This is a genomic window from Acinetobacter sp. SW-226 (genome assembly GCF_055632855.1).
In genome coordinates this window covers 2564813-2582657 of the sequence record NZ_CM145752.1, presented here as the reverse complement: position 1 = coordinate 2582657, position 17845 = coordinate 2564813, and the positions used below count along the sequence as shown (strand labels likewise).

At 38.8% G+C, this 17845-nt stretch carries 16 protein-coding genes, 2 tRNA genes and 1 pseudogene; 11 read left to right on the top strand and 8 right to left on the bottom strand.

Annotated elements, in window-relative coordinates; all coding sequences use genetic code 11:
• Positions 1 to 52: 52 nt before the first annotated feature.
• The gene (locus ACZ8ZH_RS12340) at positions 53 to 610 is read right to left on the bottom strand and encodes a hypothetical protein (protein ID WP_119063535.1); all 558 of its coding nucleotides are present in this window, start codon (positions 608 to 610) and stop codon (positions 53 to 55) included.
• 317 nt (positions 611 to 927) lie between these two features.
• Here ACZ8ZH_RS12340 and cysD point away from each other — a divergent pair, with 317 nt between their 5' ends.
• The gene (cysD, locus tag ACZ8ZH_RS12335; protein WP_004694369.1) at positions 928 to 1842 is read left to right on the top strand and encodes a sulfate adenylyltransferase subunit CysD; all 915 of its coding nucleotides are present in this window, start codon (positions 928 to 930) and stop codon (positions 1840 to 1842) included.
• Positions 1843 to 1992: 150 nt separating this feature from the next.
• Positions 1993 to 3609: a sulfate adenylyltransferase subunit CysN gene (gene cysN / locus ACZ8ZH_RS12330; RefSeq protein WP_110975115.1), complete on the top strand. Its 1617-nt coding sequence runs from the start codon at positions 1993 to 1995 to the stop codon at positions 3607 to 3609.
• 373 nt (positions 3610 to 3982) lie between these two features.
• Here cysN and ACZ8ZH_RS12325 read toward each other — a convergent pair whose 3' ends face one another.
• Positions 3983 to 5146 carry a sterol desaturase family protein gene (locus ACZ8ZH_RS12325; protein ID WP_119063534.1) on the bottom strand — a complete coding sequence of 388 codons (1164 nt, stop codon included), beginning with the start codon at positions 5144 to 5146 and terminating at the stop codon, positions 3983 to 3985.
• A 250-nt stretch (positions 5147 to 5396) separates the two neighbouring features.
• On the opposite strand from ACZ8ZH_RS12325, the gene ACZ8ZH_RS12320 reads away from it, so the two are divergent.
• From ACZ8ZH_RS12320 to ACZ8ZH_RS12305, 4 genes are all read left to right on the top strand, one after another.
• Positions 5397 to 5918 carry a PadR family transcriptional regulator gene (locus tag ACZ8ZH_RS12320; RefSeq protein WP_119063533.1) on the top strand — a complete coding sequence of 174 codons (522 nt, stop codon included), beginning with the start codon at positions 5397 to 5399 and terminating at the stop codon, positions 5916 to 5918.
• Between the two features lie 9 nt (positions 5919 to 5927).
• The gene (locus tag ACZ8ZH_RS12315; protein ID WP_086208450.1) at positions 5928 to 6236 is read left to right on the top strand and encodes a DUF3861 domain-containing protein; all 309 of its coding nucleotides are present in this window, start codon (positions 5928 to 5930) and stop codon (positions 6234 to 6236) included.
• Between the two features lie 18 nt (positions 6237 to 6254).
• A complete protein-coding gene (locus ACZ8ZH_RS12310) occupies positions 6255 to 6509 on the top strand; it encodes a DUF2798 domain-containing protein (RefSeq protein ID WP_086208449.1) in 255 nt (84 codons plus the stop codon).
• 242 nt (positions 6510 to 6751) lie between these two features.
• On the top strand, positions 6752 to 7744 hold the full coding sequence (locus ACZ8ZH_RS12305) for an NAD(P)H-quinone oxidoreductase (RefSeq protein ID WP_110975119.1): 993 nt from the start codon (positions 6752 to 6754) through the stop codon (positions 7742 to 7744).
• A 25-nt stretch (positions 7745 to 7769) separates the two neighbouring features.
• On the opposite strand, the pseudogene ACZ8ZH_RS12300 reads toward ACZ8ZH_RS12305, so the two are convergent.
• Positions 7770 to 8859, bottom strand: a pseudogene (locus ACZ8ZH_RS12300) (IS4 family transposase).
• 306 nt (positions 8860 to 9165) lie between these two features.
• On the opposite strand from ACZ8ZH_RS12300, the gene ACZ8ZH_RS12295 reads away from it, so the two are divergent.
• Positions 9166 to 9363 carry a hypothetical protein gene (locus ACZ8ZH_RS12295; RefSeq protein WP_086208447.1) on the top strand — a complete coding sequence of 66 codons (198 nt, stop codon included), beginning with the start codon at positions 9166 to 9168 and terminating at the stop codon, positions 9361 to 9363.
• 137 nt (positions 9364 to 9500) lie between these two features.
• Positions 9501 to 10403, top strand: coding sequence for a helix-turn-helix transcriptional regulator (locus ACZ8ZH_RS12290; protein WP_119063532.1), 903 nt, complete (start codon positions 9501 to 9503; stop codon positions 10401 to 10403).
• Between the two features lie 129 nt (positions 10404 to 10532).
• Here the strand turns inward: ACZ8ZH_RS12290 and ACZ8ZH_RS12285 are convergent.
• Together ACZ8ZH_RS12285 and ACZ8ZH_RS12280 are read right to left on the bottom strand one after the other, a co-directional pair.
• A tRNA-Leu gene (locus ACZ8ZH_RS12285) sits at positions 10533 to 10618 on the bottom strand.
• Between the two features lie 10 nt (positions 10619 to 10628).
• Positions 10629 to 10702 (bottom strand) — tRNA-Cys (locus tag ACZ8ZH_RS12280).
• A gap of 152 nt (positions 10703 to 10854) precedes the next feature.
• On the opposite strand from ACZ8ZH_RS12280, the gene folD reads away from it, so the two are divergent.
• Both folD and ACZ8ZH_RS12270 read left to right on the top strand, forming a co-directional pair.
• Positions 10855 to 11703, top strand: a complete 849-nt coding sequence (gene folD / locus ACZ8ZH_RS12275) for a bifunctional methylenetetrahydrofolate dehydrogenase/methenyltetrahydrofolate cyclohydrolase FolD (RefSeq protein WP_119063531.1) — start codon at positions 10855 to 10857, stop codon at positions 11701 to 11703.
• Positions 11704 to 11965: 262 nt separating this feature from the next.
• Positions 11966 to 12652 carry a class I SAM-dependent methyltransferase gene (locus ACZ8ZH_RS12270; RefSeq protein ID WP_086208444.1) on the top strand — a complete coding sequence of 229 codons (687 nt, stop codon included), beginning with the start codon at positions 11966 to 11968 and terminating at the stop codon, positions 12650 to 12652.
• Between the two features lie 23 nt (positions 12653 to 12675).
• Here ACZ8ZH_RS12270 and ACZ8ZH_RS12265 read toward each other — a convergent pair whose 3' ends face one another.
• From ACZ8ZH_RS12265 to ACZ8ZH_RS12255, 3 genes are all read right to left on the bottom strand, one after another.
• Complete coding sequence (locus ACZ8ZH_RS12265) at positions 12676 to 13104, bottom strand: hypothetical protein (RefSeq protein WP_086208443.1); 429 nt, start codon at positions 13102 to 13104, stop codon at positions 12676 to 12678.
• Between the two features lie 172 nt (positions 13105 to 13276).
• Positions 13277 to 14596 carry an MFS transporter gene (locus ACZ8ZH_RS12260; RefSeq protein WP_119063530.1) on the bottom strand — a complete coding sequence of 440 codons (1320 nt, stop codon included), beginning with the start codon at positions 14594 to 14596 and terminating at the stop codon, positions 13277 to 13279.
• 421 nt (positions 14597 to 15017) lie between these two features.
• Positions 15018 to 16105, bottom strand: a protein-coding gene (locus ACZ8ZH_RS12255; RefSeq protein ID WP_470247740.1) for an IS4 family transposase whose coding sequence is annotated in 2 segments (ribosomal slippage) — positions 15018 to 15196 and positions 15196 to 16105 — 1089 coding nt in all. Because the reading frame shifts where the segments join, the coding sequence is not laid out codon by codon here.
• Between the two features lie 213 nt (positions 16106 to 16318).
• Here ACZ8ZH_RS12255 and glpD point away from each other — a divergent pair.
• Positions 16319 to 17836, top strand: coding sequence for a glycerol-3-phosphate dehydrogenase (gene glpD, locus ACZ8ZH_RS12250; protein ID WP_086208441.1), 1518 nt, complete (start codon positions 16319 to 16321; stop codon positions 17834 to 17836).
• Positions 17837 to 17845 lie beyond the last annotated feature (9 nt).

Here is a 17845-nt window from a genome sequence, read left to right as displayed (position 1 = left end):
AAACCCGCATCTCATTCTCAATGAAATGCGGGTTTTTTGATGGTTTCAGCATTTAGTGTAAAGCCTTTTGAATCCGAACTTTCATGTCTAATGCTTGCTGAAAGATAAAATCTTTCATCCAGACGACTTGTTTACCTAGTGGATTGGTTTTGATCGCAGTATTTAAAAAATCGAGTTTAGGTTGATTGAAGATTTGCTGTTCAATTTCATACAGGAGTTGGGCGGATGTGGCATAGAGTGGGCAACTCAATATGAAAAAAGTTTTGGGATAATTATAAAAAGCGTAATTAAGATTAAATGCTTGTTCATCTCCTTTTAAATGCCCAATACCGATTTCATAACTGCGGTCCTGGTTGCTATGTGTAATACCGATCAAAAATTCAAGCTTCAAAATTTTGCAGTCATACTGCGAAAGTCGTAGACCAAATTGCATGCCAATTTGGTCTGTACTATGTTCATGTTGTACAAAGCTGGGAAAGATCGAGCCTGCTTCATTGAGTGCTTCTTGTAGTATCAGCATGTGGTTATTATGTTGATATATGAACCCAGCCAGTTGAGCTGCGTCTAATTTACTTTTTATCGCTGCTATTGTGAGGTTTGGTCTAGACATAGAATAAAATAAGTAGATGAAAAATTTACTGTAGAGTTTTTAGTGCAGGTGGCATAGCTAGTGCTTAGATGAAATATCAATCACAAAAGTACTTAAAACACTGAATATGACAGGGGAAGTTAATGTAATATCTGCATTTATTTTGAACGTTGGAGTTGTTGAATAAAACTAATAGGGCTTATCAATTTTGTTTTATATGAGCTTTTTGCATATAAATATAATAAAACAAGCAATAGCGTGCATAACTAAATCTTTATAATGAATATATATTTTTGAATGTGTAATAAGTACACGATTTTTGTGAGTTGGTGCTGTCAATGTCATTAAATGAGGAAAGACTTACTCATCTTAAACAGCTTGAAGCTGAGAGTATTCATATTATCCGCGAAGTAGCTGCTGAGTTTGAAAACCCAGTCATGCTCTATTCTATTGGTAAGGATTCAGCAGTGATGCTGCATTTGGCGTTAAAAGCGTTCTATCCTGCCAAACTTCCATTTCCGCTTCTACATGTAGATACAGGCTGGAAATTTAAAGACATGATTGCTTTCCGCGACAACATGGCAAAAACGCATGGCTTTGATTTGATCGTACATCAAAACAAAGAAGGGAAAGATGCGGGCATTAACCCATTTGACCATGGTAGCTCAAAATATACCGACATCATGAAAACTCAAGGCTTAAAACAAGCACTTGATAAATACGGTTTTGATGCAGCTTTTGGTGGTGCGCGTCGTGACGAAGAAAAATCACGTGCTAAAGAACGTGTCTATTCATTCCGTGACTCGAAACACCGTTGGGATCCGAAAAACCAGCGTCCTGAACTTTGGAATCTTTACAACGGTAAAGTGAACAAAGGTGAAAGTATTCGTGTGTTCCCATTATCAAACTGGACTGAGCTTGATATTTGGCAATATATCTACTTGGAAAGTATTCCATTGGTTCCACTTTATTTAGCTGCAGAACGTCCTGTGGTTGAGCGTAGTGGCACGCTGATTATGGTTGATGATGAACGTATGCCTTTGAAAGAAGGTGAAGTTCCACAAATGAAATCGGTACGTTTCCGTACACTTGGTTGTTACCCACTTACGGGTGCAGTTGAGTCAACGGCAAATACCCTACCTGAAATTATCCAAGAAATGTTGCTTGCAACCAGTTCTGAACGTCAAGGTCGTATGATTGACCATGATGAAGCAGGCTCGATGGAAAAGAAAAAGCAAGAAGGTTATTTCTAACTGTTGATAAATCTCTCCCAACCTCTCTTTTTCTAAGAGAGGAGAAAAGCCCTTCTTTTGTAAAGGGGAAAGTCTCCCTTAACAAAGGGAGATTTAGAGGGATTAAAGAGATTAAAACCGATTTCTAAAGAATATGTGGAGTTTTGAGCAATGTCTCATCAATCAGAACTGATTAGCCAAGATATCTTGGGCTATCTAAAACAACATGAAAATAAAGACCTATTGCGTTTTTTGACTTGCGGTAATGTCGATGATGGTAAGTCAACTTTAATTGGTCGTTTGCTTTACGATTCAAAATTGATTTATGAAGATCAATTGCAAGCGGTGACTCGCGACTCTAAAAAAGTCGGTACGACAGGTGATGCTCCTGACTTGGCACTCCTTGTAGATGGTCTACAAGCTGAGCGTGAACAGGGTATTACCATTGATGTAGCTTATCGTTATTTCTCAACTGAAAAACGTAAGTTCATCATTGCTGACACACCAGGACATGAGCAATATACGCGTAACATGGCAACGGGTGCGTCGACCTGTGATCTTGCGATTATCTTGATTGATGCGCGTTATGGTGTACAAACTCAGACACGTCGTCACACATATATTGCAAGCTTACTTGGCATTAAGAACATTATTGTTGCGATTAACAAAATGGACTTGGTGGAATTTTCTGAAGCACGCTTCAATGAAATTCAGACAGAGTATGCAAACTTTGTTGCACAACTCGGTGACCGTAAGCCAAACAACATTATCTTTACGCCTATTTCAGCATTGAATGGCGATAACGTTGTCAATAAATCACCAAATACACCGTGGTACACTGGTGAAACGTTGATGGGTACACTTGAGTCGGTAGAAATTAACCGCAGTTCAGTGACCAATGATTTCCGTTTCCCTGTGCAATATGTAAACCGTCCAAACCTCGACTTCCGTGGTTTCTGTGGTACGGTTGCGTTAGGTGATGTATCGGTAGGCGACAAAATCGTGGCTTTACCATCGGGTAAGTCATCAACGATCAAAGAAATTGTTACTTATGATGGTAACTTAGAGCGTGCTGTTGCAGGTCAAGCGGTGACGTTGACGCTGAATGACGAAATTGATATTTCACGCGGTAATGTACTTGTACGTGCAGATCAAACGGCGCCAGAAATTTCACGTTCAGTGAATGCTACTGTGGTCTGGATGGCAGATCAACCACTGGTGATTGGTAAGCTGTATAACTTAAAAGTAGGCACGCAAACTGTTCCTGCAAAAGTGACCGCGATTAACTACCGTACCAATGTCAACACATTGGAAAAGGTGCAAGTGGATAGCCTTGAGCTGAACGCCATTGCCAATGTCACCGTTGAGTTTGATGCGCCTGTGGTATTTGATCGTTACCAAGACAGCCGTTATACAGGTTCGTTTATCTTCATCGACCGTTTAAACAACGTGACGATTGGTGCGGGTATGGTGGAAGAGTCTGTGGAATGGTCTGCTCATAGCAACCCTGTCACAGCGGAAGACCGTGCTGCACGTTTAGGTCAAAAACCTGCTGCGGTAACTGTATCTGTGAAAGCACTTGAAAATGCACAAGTACTTGAAAACTTGTTAATTCAACAAGGTGTGGTTGCGATTGCGAAAGCAGGTTTAACTGCTGATCAGGTTGCGTTAGTACGTGAAACAGGTGTGGTTGTGGTGACTGACCTTGTAGACGGTACAGATGTCGCATTTACGCAAGATGCGGTTGAAGAGCTGGCTGATAAAATTGTTGAATTGGTTCGTCTTTAATAGATTTGGCTAATTTGAAAGGAACCCACCGTGAGGTGGGTTTTTTATTATTATGTTGAGTGTTTAAAGGTGATCTAAATAAAAAAATGGGTTTTTAACAATCATTCAATGTTATGCAATATCTCTTAGGGCGGTTAATGTGGTAAACGCCAGTACTTATAATGGAGAAGGTGAGGTGGTTCTGTTGTGTTATTTGGATAGTATAGGTGATCGAATGGTGAAAACGTTTAAAGTGCGAGCATAGTTTAAATTAGAATTGATAGACTAAAAATAAAAGAGAAAACCTGCAATGGTGTCGGCCTTCTCTTTAGGTACGGCTTATGAATGGGATGAATTGAGCTTAGATTGTTAGATTACCAATCAATTGGCTTTATTAGGGAGATTCATTGCTTTTGTTTAATCGCTTCTTCAACTTATTCACATAGCGTTTAAATGGCCAAGTAAACTGCTTCACAAAACTGTTTGGAATTTTATAACCCACTGTGCCATATACACTGGCTAAATGATTGGGCATATAAATGGATTTAAACATCACATCATAAAGGGGGATAAAGGCAGCATAGTTTTTATCAATCGCAGGCTTTTCAGAAGAATGATGCCAGTGATGGAATTCAGGCGTTGCGATTAACCAGCGCAGATAAGGAAAGCGGAAACGTACATTGGAGTGAATAAAAATGGCATGGAAAGAAATAAAGACCAAATAAGCAAATACTGCAGAGGTATGAAAGCCTAACAAGAAAATTGGTAAAGTTGCGATAAAACGAGTCATTAACACTTCAACGATGTGTAAGCGTGAAGAGGCTAGCCAGTCCATTTGTTCGGTTGAATGGTGAATGGCATGAAAGCGCCATAAGAAATTCACTTCATGCATCGCACGATGCAACCAGTAGGTGGTGAAGTCCACCACAATCAATAACTCAATAAACTGCAACCAGATGGGCTGCGCTTGTACATAAGGCGCTATTGGGTTATTGGGAATATGCGTAATCCAATACTGAATAGGCATAACCGTTAAAAACGAAAAAAGCTGAATGCCAATATGGCTAAACATGAAATATTTCATGTCTGTGACCCAGCCGACGCGCAGGATTTTCTGTTCAGTATTTTTTGCAAAGAATCCTTCAAGCGGGATAAAAACCAAAGCAAGGATGATTAAAGTAATAACAAAATAATCAAAACCTGCATAAAACGGTAGCGCAGGTAATATCGGTGCTTTGATTAAGCCACAACCTAAAACAGCTGCCAAAATGGTGATACATAAACCATAAAAACCGTATTTATTCTGTTTAATGATTGCACTATAAGTACCAAAACCAGCACTGACGACAATACCAAACAGCAAGGCGTAGTAAAAAGCATCATAGTGTTTACTATAAAGCGGGCGTAGTTCAGGTGTGGTTAGGACGCTAGGAAACAAAAAACATAAGGCAGCAAAAATACCCAAAAACCCTAAGGACATAGAAAGAAATGCGCTGATCTTCCCTTGCCCAGCATTGAGTTGTAGGTTTTCAAATTTTTTTCTGAGTTGATCTGTCATTGTAATTAATTCTAAGTTTTAAGCTATTGGTCTGCGTTTACTTGAGTGTATAGGCGCAAAGACATAACGCAAATTTTAACGATATTGGGTGTTTACATCAATGAGATCGAATGTATTGATTTATGTTTTAACGCTTAGCCATTCAAATTCTTCACTTTTTAATGATGATTTTTAGTTTGAAATTTAGTGCTTGAAATAATCTAAAAACACACTAAGATATATCTTAATAATTTTAAGTTGTATCTTATGTATGTCGAATGCTCTTGAGTCTGAAGCTATTGTCGAATTGGACGGATCTCCTGTTTTACGTAAGCGACGTTTATTTGAAACAGGACAAATGAAGCTCTTAGCACTGCATCTTATTTCGTTGGCACCCAAATATGGTTACGACATTATTAAAGACATCGGTGAGATTGTAGGAGGAGGCTATTGTCCAAGTGCAGGAACCATCTATCCAACTTTGAACTATTTAGAAGAGCAACAGTTTGTTCGCGTTGAATTGGGTGAGGATAAACGTAAGCAATACTGTATAACGGCCTTGGGTTTGCAACATCTTGAGGCTGAGCAAGGGGGGGTTGAGAAAATTTTGGTGCGTTTTGATACCCGTAAACAAATTCAAAATAATGAGCAATATCTTGATATTAAACGTGCTATGGAAAAACTAAAAGCTTCTCTACGGCTTAAGATTCAGCATAGCGAATTGAGTCCTGAACAAATTCGGGCGATTGCTGCGGAAGTTGATCGGGCTGCAGTGAATATTGCATGTCTCTAGGAGAATAAAATGAAACAACATCGTTATGAAGTTACACTCAAACATATTGCCGATGCGCAAGGTAACCCGTCTAGTTACACCGATATTTTAAGTTTTAACAGCTATAACCACGACGACATTTTTAAAGTGTTAGAGATGATTCAAAGCAGTCAAATGCTTGATGATGAAGCTGCAAAATCATTTGCTGTTGGCTTAAAGCTATTTAGTGAAGTGATGCTGGAGCATAAAGAGCTTCCATTATTTAAAGATTTCATGCCTCAGTTCGGGCAATTTATGAAGGCGTTAAAACAAACCGTTAAAACGCAGAAGCAAGGTTAATTTTTAATTGGGTCATTTATGTTGAATACGCGCCTAAAAATTCATATCAAACATCTGAATTGGTTGATGCCGTTACTACTTTCAGGGCTAATGAGTGGCTCAATTTCTGCGTTTAATTTATTGTTGAATAAGGGTTTGGTGGATGGCTTATTTCAGCTTTGGTTAAAAAGCTGGAGTTTATCTTGGCTGATTGCATTTCCTCTGATTATGCTGTTTTTGCCTCTCGTCCGTAAATTTCTAATGCGGTTTGTGCATCTGCCAGATCAATCTTAAAACTCAAGTTATTTGGTTGATAAGCATTGTACTTTGAATAAACATGGTTTAGATGATGTTTTAAAGGCTGTTGTTTATGGGCTGAAAATCTTTTTGCTTTGATTCTGATTTGAGCGTGGAATATCACAGCGAAAAATAGTGAATAGACTATACATAAGTACTGTGTTCTTCATTTCAGTTTACTTCTATGATCAAATACGTCGATGAAACTTGAAAAATATTCAAAGCGTAGGGAATAAATCATGTCACAAACAACAATGCAGCAGGTCATTATTACTGAGCCGGGCGGTGTGGATAAGTTAGCTTATGAAACAGTGACGATCCCAGAAGCAAAAGCTGATGAAGTTTTGGTGAAGGTGCATGCATTTGGTATTAACCGTCCAGACATTCTACAACGTCAGGGCTTATATCCGATGCCACCTGGGGTAACACAAGTCCCAGGACTTGAGGTTGCAGGCGAAGTTGTTGCTGTTGGTACAGACGTTACACAATTTAAAGTCGGGGATAAGGTTTGTGGTTTGACTAATGGTGGTGGTTATGCAGAGTATTGTGTGGTTCCACAAAGTCAAACTTTACATATTCCAGAAAATGTAAGCTTTGTTGAAGCTGCGGCTATTCCTGAGACTTTTTTCACAGTTTGGGCGAATGTATTTCAAATGGGTAAAGCCAAAGCGGGCGAAATTGTATTGGTACATGGTGGAAGTAGTGGTATTGGTACGACAGCACTTATGTTGTGTAAGTCATTGGGTATTCAAACCTTTGCCACAGTTGGCACAGATGAAAAAGTTCAAGCCATTGCGAACTTGACAGATGCCATCAATTATAAGACGCAAGATTTTGAACACGTGATTAATGAGAAAACGGATAATGGTGGAGTTGATGTTATTTTAGATATGGTGGGCGCCCCGTATTTAGAAAAGAATTTAAATCTACTCCGTCGTGACGGGCGTTTGGTCTATATTGCCTTTTTGGGTGGAGCAAAGGCTAAAGAGGTTAAGTTGGGTCAAATTATGATGAAGCGCTTAACGATTACTGGTTCAACCATGCGTGCACGAAATACGGCTGAGAAGGCTGAGATTGCACAAGGTTTACAAGATCATGTGGCACCGTTATGGGCTAGAGGTGAGTGCTTACCGATGATTTATCAAACTTTTGAGTTCGATCAGATTCAAGCGGCGCATGCGTGTATGGATACGGGTGAGCACGTGGGTAAAGTTGTTGTAAAAGTTCTGTAATATTTATCTCTGTACACGACAAATTTCACAGAACCCTTATCCTATCAGGATTCTGCCTTCTTAAAATTGCCAAAATTTCCTTAAACTCTTCTTTTTTCCCAAAACCAATTAAACGCTGAATCGCCATTTGAACATAGTCTAAACCATAGCGAAATAAACTCATTGAGAGTCGTCCATGCTTCTTTATTTTTATCGCTTTTTTTGATCATGTTGCCATTCACCTGTTAAATAGCACCAACAGAAACCGATAGCTAGCACTGCTATCAATTTCTTGACTCGTCCAGGGTCTGTTAAACGAGTATTTTCAAGATTGAATCCACGTCCTTTGAGACAACTAAATAAGGTTTCGATTTCCCAGCGTAATGCATAATCACGAATAGCAGAAGCATTAAACATAGGAGAAACAACAAGTAAAAGTTCCCCATCTTCTAATCGTAGCGCACTAATATACAGTTTCACTCGACCAACCCAAATACGTCGTTTACGACATTCAGTTTGACCAACTTGAAGATGACGAAATAAATCACTAATTTTATGATTCCTGGCTAAGTGATTGGTCACAATAAAGTTTTTTTAACACGTATACAGAAGTTGATGTCATTTTCAATTAACCATGTAAACCATTTCTCACCGATAAATTCTCTGTCTGCGAACACATTCACAATACGGTCTTTACCAAAAATAGAGATAAAGCGTTGAATCAAAGCAATACGCTCTTTTGTATCTGAATTTCCACGTTTATTGAGCAATGTCCAAACAATAGGTATCGCTATTCCACGATAGACGATGGCTAACATCAAGATATTGATATCTCGTTTTCCCCATTTCCAATTGGTTCTATCTAAAGTCAGTTGCACTTTGTCGAATGAAAACATATTGAAAATCAACTGAGAAATTTGACGATAATCAAAATACTGACCTGCAAAGAAGCGTTGTATACGTCGATAAAATGATTGTGGTAAGCACTTGATGGGTAAGGCTTTAGATGCAGAAGAAAGATTACAGGTCTGTTTTACAATTAATGCAATCATAATCAGTGTAAAACATTTTACATGTGACTTGTTCCACTTTAGATATTTGTTTAAGATGAGATGTAACTCATTGAAATGTGTCATCATATTCGTCGTCAGAAAACAAGTATTATGCCATTATTTCAATGAGTTATCTATTTTTGTCGTGTACAGAGAATATTTATATAAAATAAAAAGTAGAGCTGACATCATGTCGGCTTTTCTTTTGCCGAAATTTTTACAAAACAATCAAAATAATATATTGAAAAAATGAAATAATTTACCAAATATTAAAAAATGATAACTGTACGACACAACCTGTCAAAACTGCGGTGTAAATTTGCAGCTAAATTTAAACCTGACAAATTTACGTGGTTTTAAATGAAAAATAAAACAGAGAAGAGGGTGGTCATGAAAATTTTATCGACATCGTACACACATTCACAAGGTTTTCGTGCGCTTAAACGTCTGCATAGGTCTGTGATTCATAATCGAGTTTTGCCTAATGACTTGCACAAGCTGTATAAAGCCTTAATTCATTTTGAGCGTTATATCGAACGCTTAGCTCATCAACAGTCGGACTTAAAAAAGAAATTTAAACAAAAGTGATCATTCTGATAAAAACATGAGATAGCTGTAAAGTTGATCATTTTTATTTAATCAATATTATTCAATTCTTTATGTTGAATATGATGAGTGGCTATTAAACTAAAAATACACAACATTGATTGTGCAGCGAGGGCAATATGAAGCGTAAAGCTTCAACACATGAACGCCTTGCGGAGCGTTTAGCGAATATTTTGACTAAATTAAATACTGGGTATCAATTAGGGGTTGCAGAACTAGCACATGAGTTTCAGGTCAGCACGAGAACGATAGAGCGAGATTTTGATCGTCTCAATACATATTTACCTTTACTACAGGATGAAAGCACCAAAAAGTATTTTCTAGATCCTCTTTATCTTGGGCGTTTTAAGTTACAAGATATTCAGAATTTTGCTCAACTTTCAGGAATAACCGAGCTGTATCCATCTTTGGATATGTCATTTCTTCGCCATTTACTTGATGAACGCTCTAGCCAAATTTTTTCAGCTAAGGGTTATTGTTTTGAAAATGCACGAGAGTTCTCTGAACATTTTCAGGTTTTCGCAGATGCTATTCATAATCGACAAAAAATCAGCTTTTTTTATAATGATCGTTGGCGACATGTTGATCCATATCGTTTAATTCACCATCAGGGAAGTTGGTATTTAGCTGCTGCTGTAGGTGATGAATTACGCGCATACCGTTTAAGTAAAATAGACCAAGCGACTTTGCATGAAAATGAGTTATTTCAACATCATCCAGAAGTGTTGATGCAATTAGAACTTAGTGAGGGAATTTGGTTTGGTAAGCACAAGCAAACCGTGAAAATATCTGTGCGACCTGAGGTTGCTTTGTATTTTAAGCAACGTCTGTTATTGCCTGAACAACAAATCATATTGGAGGATACGACGGGCAGCTTATTAATTGCCTGTAAAATTTGTCATGAAATGCAACTTTTACCTTTGGTGCGTTATTGGATTCCATATATCAAAATTATTGAACCCGCACATTTTCAACAAAAATTAGAACAAGATCTAAAGCATTATTTATTGCCACCATTATAATCATGAATGGCAATATGTTGTTTTAAGAGGGTCATTGTGCTCTCCTTTTTGTATTGTATTTTTTCTAGGCATAAAAAAACCAGCTTAACGCTGGGTTCTTTATATGCACCATACTTAGAAGTATAAGAATGGTGCCCGAGGCCAGACTCGAACTGGCACGCTTTGTGGGCGGGGGATTTTAAATCCCCTGTGTCTACCGATTTCACCACTCGGGCTTTAACAAGATGGAGGCGGAGGTCGGAATCGAACCGGCGTCCACGGAGTTGCAGTCCGCTGCATGACCACTCTGCCACCCCGCCGCGTCTTGTTGATGCGTATATTAGCAAGCTCTGAAAAAAAAACAATAGGACTTTCATTCGTATGCGCATAAAAACAGCATATCGCGAAAAATATTCAAAATAATCATGTATTATGTGCAAAATTGATTCATATCAACACTTGGAGATGTGCCGTGGCATTAGTTTTAGATGGTCGTGCATTGGCAAAACAAATTGAAGCTGACTTGTTAACTCGCGTAGAAGTGCTAAAAGCAAAATCAGGTCGTACCCCAATTCTTGCAACAATTTTGGTGGGTGACGATGGTGCATCTGCAACTTATGTGCGTATGAAAGGAAATGCTTGCCGCCGCGTTGGTATGGACTCGCTTAAAGTTGAATTACCTAAAGAAACCACGACTGAGCAATTGTTAGCTGAAATTGAAAAGTTGAATGCAAATCCTGATGTACATGGTATTTTGCTGCAACATCCAGTGCCTGAACAGATTGATGAGCGTGCATGTTTTGATGCAATCTCTCTTGCAAAAGATGTGGATGGCGTAACCTGTCTTGGTTTTGGTCGTATGGCTATGGGTGAGGCTGCTTATGGCTCTGCAACTCCTGCAGGTATTATGACGATTCTGAAAGAAAACAACATTGAAATCGCGGGTAAACATGCGGTTGTTGTAGGTCGTTCTGCAATTTTAGGTAAACCAATGGCGGCAATGTTGCTTGAAGCCAATGCAACTGTGACGATTTGCCATAGCCGTACTCAAGATTTGGCGAGCTTTGTGAAGCAAGCGGATATTATCGTGGGTGCTGTGGGTAAGGCTGAATTGATCCAAAAAGATTGGATTAAACAAGGCGCTGTGGTTGTTGATGCAGGTTTCCATCCACGTGATGGTGGTGGTGTAGGCGACATTCAATTGGTCGGTATTGAAGAAGTGGCTTCTGCGTACACACCAGTTCCAGGTGGTGTTGGCCCAATGACCATTACGACATTGATTCGTCAAACGGTTGAAGCGGCTGAGAAGGCTTTAGGTTAATTATTTAAAGTAGTCTAATACTTCCTCAAAGCGAGTATTGGATACACGATAACGTCATTCGCTGTTGTTTGAGCTAAGACTTTATTATTTAATGTTTCTGCGACTATTTTAAATAGATGGTGGCATTTAACGAGTTCAGCGAATGACTATGGTTTTGCCTACTTTTGCCAAAACAAAAGTAGGTCTAGCCGAAGGCTAATTCCTCAATCCAAACTTTAGCTGCAGGACCCCGCAGTAAAAGCATAAAAGTACTCAATGACTTATGAGCTGTACTTTCCAATTCCCCAAAGCCCCAGATCATTTACTTCAAGCCTTGCATGAGGTGATTCCAAATTGTGAGCTTTTAGCTCAGCAACTTCCTGAAACACCCATTTCACTGTGGCTCATTCCTCCAGTATTTCCAACCGATAAATTGGATGATGAAATCATTCGGCGTATTTGGAATGAAACGCCATATTGGATCTTTTGCTGGGCTTCAGGTCTAGCAATGGCGCAATGGTTACTGGCTGAACCACATCATGTTCAGGATAAAGTGGTGTTGGACTTCGGTGCAGGTTCAGGAGTGGTTGCGATTGCAGCCAAAATTGCGGGTGCAAAGCGCGTGATTTGCTGTGACATTGACCAAGTGAGTTTAGATGCTTGTCGTGCCAATGCGGAACTAAATAATGTAGAGCTGGAATATTTAATTGATCTCTACAAAGCAGAGCAAGTTGATGTTTTGTTGGCTGCTGATGTTTTATATGACCAATGCAATCGTTTCTTTTTAGATGAGTTTTTAAAGTTTGCACCAGAGGTTTGGGTGGCAGATAGTCGTGTTAAAAATTTCAGCCATCCGCAGTACATAAAGTTGGATGAACGCAGTGCAACAACGTGGCCAGACTTAGATGAATCACCTGAGTTTCGTAATGTAAGTTTTTATCGAACTTTAGAAACTCAAAAAGGGCAGTAGCCCTTTTCATGAGTCTAAGCGATTTATGAGCAGGTATAGCGTACTACATGTAATGTGCTCGGTCGTGTTTCAAGTGCTTCACGTGTGGCAAAATTTTCACCTTGGTGTAAGTCCGGTGTGTTACTTAAACCAAATGTAGCGCGAGTTTGTCCAATTTGACGACCATATTGAGGCATATCTGCGGCAGTATTTGGAATCTCATTGATACTTAAAATCGTCAATTTATAGTTTTTCTGTGAACCTAAAACCTTTTGGCACGCATGTTGGAGTTTGTTTTCATCCAGCTGCTGATTTTTACGTGCTGCAAGTGTATAAGCAAGCGTAGCACTAGTTCCAGACTGTTGTTCAATTTGATAGCCAACATTGCCATTGTATTGGCGAGGTGTACTTTGGCATGCAGATACTGCTAAAACAATACAACTTAAACCTAAAAATTTATACGTATTTTTCATGTAAAAAGTTCCTAACATTATTCTTGTTCTTAGTATGCCATACACAAGTTTAATTCACGATATTTCAATTGATCTAGTTTGAGTAAAACTTTCCCCTGATAAATAAAAAATGCCTTCATGGAATGAAGGCATTTAGACTTTTAATCTTTCAGATATGCAACAAGCAAAAGGATTAGTGATCGGTAATCATGCTGTGCTTTTTGGTGTCTTTCATGAAAATATAAGTCAGTAAGGATAATCCGATCATAAATGTAATGTAATAAAAGAAATAGTTTTCATGCCCAGCATTTTTAAAACTTAAAGCAACTAACTCTGCTGTACCACCAAAAACCGTATTGGCAATGGCATAAGGCAGGGCAACACCTAGTGCACGAATGTGCGCAGGAAACAGCTCTGCTTTCACGACAGCATTAATGGCAGTATAACCTGTCACAATTACCATACCGCTCATACACAGCATAAAAGCAGTGGTTGGGCTACTGGTTGAGCCTAGGCCGTTAAAGATTGGAATCGTGAACAGTACGCCTAAAACACCGAAAGTAATCATAATGGGTTTACGACCAATCTTATCGGATAGTGCACCAACTACGGGTTGTAACGGCATAAAAATAAAGATGGCTGCTGTGGTAATTTCAGTCGCTGTAGTTTTTTCAAAACCAGAGGTGTTGACCAAGTATTTTTGTAAATAGGTGGTGAAAGTATTGAATGCCAGCGTTCCACCTGCAGTCAGCATAATGACTGTAAAAGCTTGTCGTGGGTATTTGGTAAACAATGCCAAAGCACTTGATTTGGGGCCACCATTTTTAGCTTGTTCTTGTGCATCTTTCGATGATTGTGTTTCAACCAAACCACGACGAATCCAGAACACCACAACTGCAAGAACGGCACCAATAAAGAATGGAATACGCCAACCCCATTCAGACAACTGGGTTTCAGTCATGTTGCGTTGTAAGATAATCAACACGCACAGAGCGAGTAATTGTCCTGAAATGAGGGTCACATACTGGAAACTAGAGAAAAAGCCGCGATGGTTTTTACCTGCCATTTCGGTTAAGTAAGTGGCACTAGAGCCATATTCACCGCCAACACTTAAACCTTGTAATAAGCGTGCAAAGAGCAATAGGGCAGGTGCGAGCATGCCGACACTTGCATAGGTGGGCGCGCAGGCAATAATTAAAGACCCCACACACATTAAAGACACAGATAATGTTAGGCCTGATTTACGTCCTTTGCGGTCGGCATAAATACCCATGATCCATGCGCCGATTGGGCGCATGAGAAACCCAAGTGCAAATACCGCAGCGGCTTGCAGTAATTTGACCGTGTCATCTCCTTCAGGAAAAAACTGGGGCGCAAAATATAATGTAAATGCTGCATAGACATACCAGTCATACCATTCAACGAGATTACCTGCTGAACCGCCTAAAATTGACTTTAAACGTGTCTTTTTGTCGAGGCTTACTGGAGCTGCTTGGGAAGATAAATCAGTCACAAAGATTTTCCAAAGAGAAGTTCGGAAAAATACATCTTTTAACTTTTTGGATTATAAAAGTTAAAACAATATATTTTTAGATTAAACAATAAATTCTTTTTTGTTATACGCCCCTTGTTTAGATAGTTCATTCGACTTTAGTCTAAAAAATCGCATGATTTATGGGCTGTTAAGTTTTTCTAATTAATATTAGTTTTTCAATGGAAAATAATAATTTTACTTATTTAAAACAGTATCTTGGTAATCGGTAAAATGTGAATAGTCAATTAAAATACAACGGTTTAGGCTGCTTTATACAAAATTAAAAAGAATTTTTATTTGGTGGAAATATCACTTTTTGTTTGAATGTTATTCAAATATTGAACCGAATCATAAAAAAGAAGCATTAATTTGTAAAAAGATGCTCTGTACACGACAAATTTCACAGAACCCTTATCCTATCAGGCTTCTGCCTTCTTAAAATTGCCAAAATTTCCTTAAACTCTTCTTTTTTCCCAAAACCAATTAAACGCTGAATCGCCATTTGAACATAGTCTAAACCATAGCGAAATAAACTCATTGAGAGTCGTCCATGCTTCTTTATTTTTATCGCTTTTTTTGATCATGTTGCCATTCACCCGTTAAGTAACACCAACAGAAGCTTATAGCTAACACCGCAATCAATTTTTTCACTCGTCTAGGGTCTGTCAAGCGCGTATTTTCAAGATTAAACCCGCGTCCTTTGAGACAACTGAATAAGGTTTCAATTTCCCAGCGTAATGCATAATCCTGAATAGCATTGGCATTAAACTGAGGAGAAACGACGAGTAAAAGCTCTCCATTTTCTAACTGTAGTGCACTTATATATAGTTTCACCCGACCAACCAAAATCCGTCGTTTACGACATTCAATTTGACCAACTTTAAGATGGCGAAATAAATCACTAATTTTATGATTCTTTCCTAAATGATTGGTGACAATGAAGTTTTTAACACGAATGCAGAAGTTGATGTCTTGTTCAATTAACCATGTAAACCACTGCTCACCGATAAACTCTCTGTCTGCGAACACATTCACAATACGGTCTTTACCAAAAATGGAGATAAAGCGTTGAATCAAAGCAATGCGCTCTTTCGTATCTGAATTTCCACGTTTATTAAGCAATGTCCAAAGGATAGGTATCGCTATTCCACGATAAACGATCGCGAGCATCAGGATATTAATATTTCGTTTTCCCCATTTCCAATTGGTTCTATCTAAAGTCAGTTGCACTTTGTCGAATGAAAATATATTGAAAATCAACCGAGAAATTTGACGATAATCGAAATACTGACCTGCAAAGAAGCGCTGCATACGTCGATAAAATGATTGTGGTAAGCACTTGATGGGCAAGGCTTTAGATGCAGAAGAAAGATTACATGTTTGCTTTAAAATAATCACAAGCATGATGAGCGCAAAGCACTTTAAATGTGACTTGTTCCATTTTAGATATTTGTTTAAGATAAGATATAACTCATTGAGATGTGTCATAGTATTCGTCGTTAGAAAACAATTATTGTGACATTATTTCAATGAGTTATCTATTTTTGTCGTGTACAGAGAAAAAGATGTGGGAGAGCTGATCTGTTAAGGAAAGTGATGTTTTTGTACGGTGGAATCATCTTTTCGGTATGACAAGGTCTGATTTTGATGTTAAGTTGAGATTAAGAAAAACAAGAATATATGCTAAGTAAAGAGGTTGATATGCAAGACACAAATGCAATTTATGACATTGCCGTTGTTGGAGCTGGAATCAATGGAGTGGGAATTGCAAATGATGCTGTTGGTCGTGGCTTAAATGTTTTCGTCTGCGAAAAAGATGATTTAGCTAGTCATACGTCTTCAGCGAGTAGCAAACTCATCCATGGTGGATTGCGTTATCTGGAACAAAAAGAATTTCGTTTAGTTCGTGAAGCATTACTTGAGCGTGAAGTCTTATTAAAAAAAGCGCCACATTTGATCCATCCCATGCGTTTTATCATGCCACATCAACCGTATTTGCGCCCAGCATGGCTAATTCGTTCGGGCTTATTTATTTATGATTATCTGGCAAAACGAGAAACTCTTGAAGGTTCTGAGTTAATTTATTTTAATGCTGATAGTCCACTAAAGGAAACGATCAGTCGTGGTTTTGAATACTCTGACTGTACCGTAGATGATGCTCGGTTAGTGGTGGTCAATGCATTGCAAGCACATGAACTAGGAGCGCAGATTCGAACACAGACCCGCTGTGTTTCTGCAACTCAGCAAGAGGGTGTGTGGTGTTTAACCTTAGAACATCAAAAACAACAATATCAAATTAAGGCAAGAGTTTTGGTGAATGCTACAGGTGCATGGGTCACTGATTTTATTCAACAGCAGTTGCTTCAAACGCCCAAAGCTGGAATTCGATTAGTACAAGGCAGTCACATTGTTGTGAAGCGCTTATACCCCGAACATCACGCTTTTATCCTGCAAAATGATGATCAGCGTATTGTTTTTGTGATCCCTTATTTAGATGAATACAGTTTGATTGGGACAACAGACCTAGAGTTTGAGGGTGATCCAAATCATGTACACATTACCGAACAAGAAACGGCATATCTAATAGATGTTATTAACGATCATTTTAAGCTGCAATTACAGCTTGATGATGTCATTTCTACCTATGCTGGTGTTCGGGCGCTGTATGATGATGAAAGCGCACAGGCTTCTAAAATAACCCGTGATTATGTCCTTGCACTGTCGAATGAAAGAGAACACGAAGCACCTCTTTTGACAGTATACGGTGGAAAGTTAACAACTTATCGAAAGCTAGCAGAAGCAGCATTATCTCAGCTCAAACGGTATTTTCCTCAGATGAAAGCAGAATGGACGCTGCAAGCAAAATTACCGGGTGCGGAGGATTTTGATTCAGTGGAATTATTGCGGACAGAATTAATGCAGAGTATTCAAGGTTTGGATTTACATACTGCACAGCGTTGGGCTAAAACCTATGGCTGTCGTGTTTGGCAGATGCTAGATGAGAAGAAGACTATGCAGGATTTAGGGCAGTCATTTGGGTATGGTCTATATCAGCAAGAGGTTGATTATTTATATAGAGTTGAATGGGCTAGGCATAGCCAAGATATTCTCTGGCGAAGAACAAAGCTGGGTATGAAACTCAATATAGCTGAAGTCCGAAGTTTAGATATGTATCTACATGATTTACATCAGCGTCGTGTGCAGGGTGATGCTGCCTAGTCTTGCATT

Bases quoted from the DNA above. Each gene is read 5' to 3' on its own strand.
- cysD (WP_004694369.1), top strand. From the start codon at position 928: ATGTCATTAAATGAGGAAAGACTTACTCATCTTAAACAGCTTGAAGCT.
- ACZ8ZH_RS12265 (WP_086208443.1), bottom strand. From the start codon at position 13,104: ATGAAAAATACGTATAAATTTTTAGGTTTAAGTTGTATTGTTTTAGCA.
- ACZ8ZH_RS12295 (WP_086208447.1), top strand. From the start codon at position 9,166: ATGAAAATTTTATCGACATCGTACACACATTCACAAGGTTTTCGTGCG.
- ACZ8ZH_RS12310 (WP_086208449.1), top strand. From the start codon at position 6,255: ATGTTGAATACGCGCCTAAAAATTCATATCAAACATCTGAATTGGTTG.
- ACZ8ZH_RS12325 (WP_119063534.1), bottom strand. From the start codon at position 5,146: ATGACAGATCAACTCAGAAAAAAATTTGAAAACCTACAACTCAATGCT.
- ACZ8ZH_RS12320 (WP_119063533.1), top strand. From the start codon at position 5,397: ATGTCGAATGCTCTTGAGTCTGAAGCTATTGTCGAATTGGACGGATCT.
- ACZ8ZH_RS12340 (WP_119063535.1), bottom strand. From the start codon at position 610: ATGTCTAGACCAAACCTCACAATAGCAGCGATAAAAAGTAAATTAGAC.
- ACZ8ZH_RS12290 (WP_119063532.1), top strand. From the start codon at position 9,501: ATGAAGCGTAAAGCTTCAACACATGAACGCCTTGCGGAGCGTTTAGCG.
- ACZ8ZH_RS12315 (WP_086208450.1), top strand. From the start codon at position 5,928: ATGAAACAACATCGTTATGAAGTTACACTCAAACATATTGCCGATGCG.
- glpD (WP_086208441.1), top strand. From the start codon at position 16,319: ATGCAAGACACAAATGCAATTTATGACATTGCCGTTGTTGGAGCTGGA.
- ACZ8ZH_RS12305 (WP_110975119.1), top strand. From the start codon at position 6,752: ATGTCACAAACAACAATGCAGCAGGTCATTATTACTGAGCCGGGCGGT.
- ACZ8ZH_RS12270 (WP_086208444.1), top strand. From the start codon at position 11,966: ATGAGCTGTACTTTCCAATTCCCCAAAGCCCCAGATCATTTACTTCAA.
- cysN (WP_110975115.1), top strand. From the start codon at position 1,993: ATGTCTCATCAATCAGAACTGATTAGCCAAGATATCTTGGGCTATCTA.